Origin of the sequence: Streptomyces prasinopilosus, assembly GCF_001419695.1 — a bacterium.
GTDB lineage: Bacteria > Actinomycetota > Actinomycetes > Streptomycetales > Streptomycetaceae > Streptomyces > Streptomyces prasinopilosus.
In genome coordinates, this window is sequence record NZ_LIRG01000278.1 from 1 (window position 1) to 2,726 (window position 2,726).

Below are 2,726 nucleotides of genomic sequence, written 5' to 3' on the forward strand. Positions count from 1 at the left end.
GACCCTCCTGGCCCGTGTGGTCCTCGGCCACACGGGCCAGGAGGGTCGCGTGCTCCTCGTCCGAGACCTGCTCGCCGGAGGACGGGAGGAGCTGCGGGATGCCGCCGATGATCGGGTAGCGGCGGCGCAGGCGCGGGTTGTAGAGCGACTCCCCGGTTCCGTCCACCGCCGCCGCACCGTCCTTTCCGGCAGCGGCAGCGGCAGGGACAGCGGTGGTGGCGGGGAGCAGGTGCAGCGGGCCCTTGTCGAGCGGGCAGGCCAGAATCCTCAGCAGCGGGTCGTCGGGCTTCACGGGGGCGTCAGCTCCTCGGTCTTGGTCTTGGTCTCGATGTCGGTCTCGGTGCCGGTGTCGGCGGCGGTCCCGGGTCCGGTGCCCGGGGACGCGGTGGTGTCGTGTTTCGGCATGGCCAGCAGCACGGTGACCGCGAGCACCGTGCCCGCCACGCGCAGGGCCAGCCGCAGGGGTTCGTCGGGGAGTTCCTCGCCGAACGACAGCGTGCCGAGCACCGCCGTGTACAGGCACGTCACGGTCGTGCACACCGGCACGATCAGCGAGGCCCGGCAGCGCTGGAGCGCCGCCTGCGACAGCACCAGGCCGAACGCGCCGGTGAACAGCAGCAGGTACGGGTAGGGGGAACGCAGCAGGCCGAGCAGCGCGTCGCCGACGCCGCCGGCCGTCAGGTGGCTCGACACCCCCTTGATGGCGAGCGAGCTGACGCCGTAGAGCAGGCCGACGGCGACCCCGTACTCGACGCCGGTGGTCGGCATCCGGTGCCGGCGCCGGGCGCGGCGCTCGGCGGACCAGTAGAGGCCCACCCCGGCCGCCAGCGACGGCACGCACACCAGCAGGATCACCGGGTACGGCGCGTCCCGGCCGACGGTGTCGGCGCCCGCGCCGCCCCCCTTCAGCGACAGCACCACCATGAGCAGCGCGAGCAGGATGGCGCCCAGCGCGTACCGTTCCCGGCCGGTGGTCTCCTCGCCGAGCAGCCGTGCCGACAGCATCACCAGGAGCACCAGGCCGGAGACGAACAGGCCCTGGGCGGCGGCGATCGGCAGGGTCCGGTACACGACGAGCTGGGCGCCGAAACCGGCGGCGAGGGACAGCGCGCCCGCGATCCACAGCGGGCTGCCGAGCACCAGCCGCAGCAGCCGCGCCGGCCGGTGCACCGTCACTTCGGGCAGGGTGGCGAGCGCCCTCTTCTCCAGGACGAAACCGCCGCTGTACAGGACGTTCGACACCAGGGCGGCGGCCACTCCCCACCACATTCTCCCCGGGCCCCCTTACGCCCGGCGCGCGTGCAGCAGCAGGATCGACGAGAGCGGCGGCCGGGCGCAGGCCAGCCGGTCCAGCATCCGCAGTGCACGCGGCACCCCGTGGAAGGGGGCGCCTTCGAGGCGGACGACGGTGAAGCCGGACGCGGCGACGAACTCGCGCAGCGCGCGGGCGGTGTAGAGCCGCAGGTGCCCCACCACCTCCGAGCCCGGCCGGCCGTGGATGCCGCGCAGGCTGACCTCGGAGAACACCGGCTGCACCCCGGCCAGCAGCAGCGCCCGGTTGTACCAGGCGGCCAGATTGGGGGTGGACAGCATCAGGTGGCCCCCGGGGCGCAGCACCCGGTGGATCTCCTCCAGGGCGGCGTCCGGGTCGACGAGGTGCTCGATCACCTCGCTGAACAGCACCGCGTCGGCCGATTCGGAGGCGAACGGCAGCCCGCCGTCGGTGAGTTCGCCGCGCACCGCGTACGGCATCCGGGTGCGGGCCCGGGTCAGGGCGTCCTGGGACCAGTCGACGCCGACGAGCCGGTGGCCGCGCAGGAGGGGGGCGGCGGTGGCCGCGGCGGAGCCGTCGCCGCAGCCGATGTCGAGGACCGTCCGGGCGCCCACGGTCCCGGCCGGACCGAGCGCGGCGGCGAGCATCCGGGCCTGGCGGAGGCTGCGGGAGGGACCCGAGGCCACGGGGACGGCGGGGTTCTCGTAGAAGTCGCGCAGGTCGCGGGGCGGGGGCGCGGTGGTCGTCACGGGGTCGCCTCCGTGGAGTGCAGGTGGTGCGTGAACAGGTCGCGGAGGTGGACGCCGTCGTCGTGCCCGAGCAGCGCGCGGGACCAGCGCACGGCCAGGTGCAGCCGGCCCGCGGTGGAGGCGAGGGTGAAGGTGAGGCCGCGGGGCATCCGGGCGGGGGCCGAGAACCACACCGCGTGCGCGCACCCGGCTCCCTCCCCGAAGTCCAGCGGGTACGGGATGCGGCCGATGTTGCTGAGCAGCGTCGTCGACATCCAGGGCGCCGCCGCCCTGCGCAGGCCGCGGGTGAGGGCGCCGCGGACGGCGACCGGTGCCCAGGGCGCGGTCAGCAGGGTCGCCCCGTGGCCCAGCTGCGGGCGCGGGAGCGCTTTGAGGGCACGGGTGCGCAGGGCCGTGCGGCGCAGCAGGGCGGGCAGGTCGGGGGTGTCCAGTTCGCCGGCGGAGAACGGGACCTCGACCAGGCGGGTGCCGTTGCCGATGGGCATGGTGGCGTCCCGGGGGCGGTCGTCCACCGGCATGGTGATGCGCAGCGGGCGGACCGGTGCGGCGTGTTCGCGGTTCCAGTGCGCGAGGGTCAGGGCGGTGGCGACCATCAGCTGGTCGTTGACGGTGTACGGGGAGCCCTTGGGCCGGTGCGGCAGCAAAAGCTCGGTGTGGAGCAGTCCGTTGCCGCGGCGGGCGCCCCGGTGCGGGTCCGGGGCGCC

The 2,726-nt window shown here is 75.0% G+C and carries 3 protein-coding genes and 1 pseudogene; all 4 read right to left on the reverse strand.

Translation table 11 applies throughout. The annotated features are described in order from the left end of the window. Window positions 1–292: Trm112 family protein (locus AOK18_RS12995; protein ID WP_055694445.1), on the reverse strand; the 292-nt coding region annotated here is incomplete at its 3' end. Next, window positions 289–1,269, reverse strand: coding sequence for a DMT family protein (locus AOK18_RS13000; RefSeq protein ID WP_240503164.1), 981 nt, complete (start codon window positions 1,267–1,269; stop codon window positions 289–291). The genes AOK18_RS13000 and AOK18_RS12995, both read right to left, overlap by 4 nt. A gap of 15 nt (window positions 1,270–1,284) precedes the next feature. Further along, complete coding sequence (locus AOK18_RS13005; RefSeq protein WP_055574329.1) at window positions 1,285–2,022, reverse strand: class I SAM-dependent methyltransferase; 738 nt, start codon at window positions 2,020–2,022, stop codon at window positions 1,285–1,287. Beyond that, a pseudogene (locus tag AOK18_RS13010) lies at window positions 2,019–2,726 on the reverse strand (condensation protein); the annotation flags it as partial. The gene AOK18_RS13005 and the pseudogene AOK18_RS13010, both read right to left, overlap by 4 nt.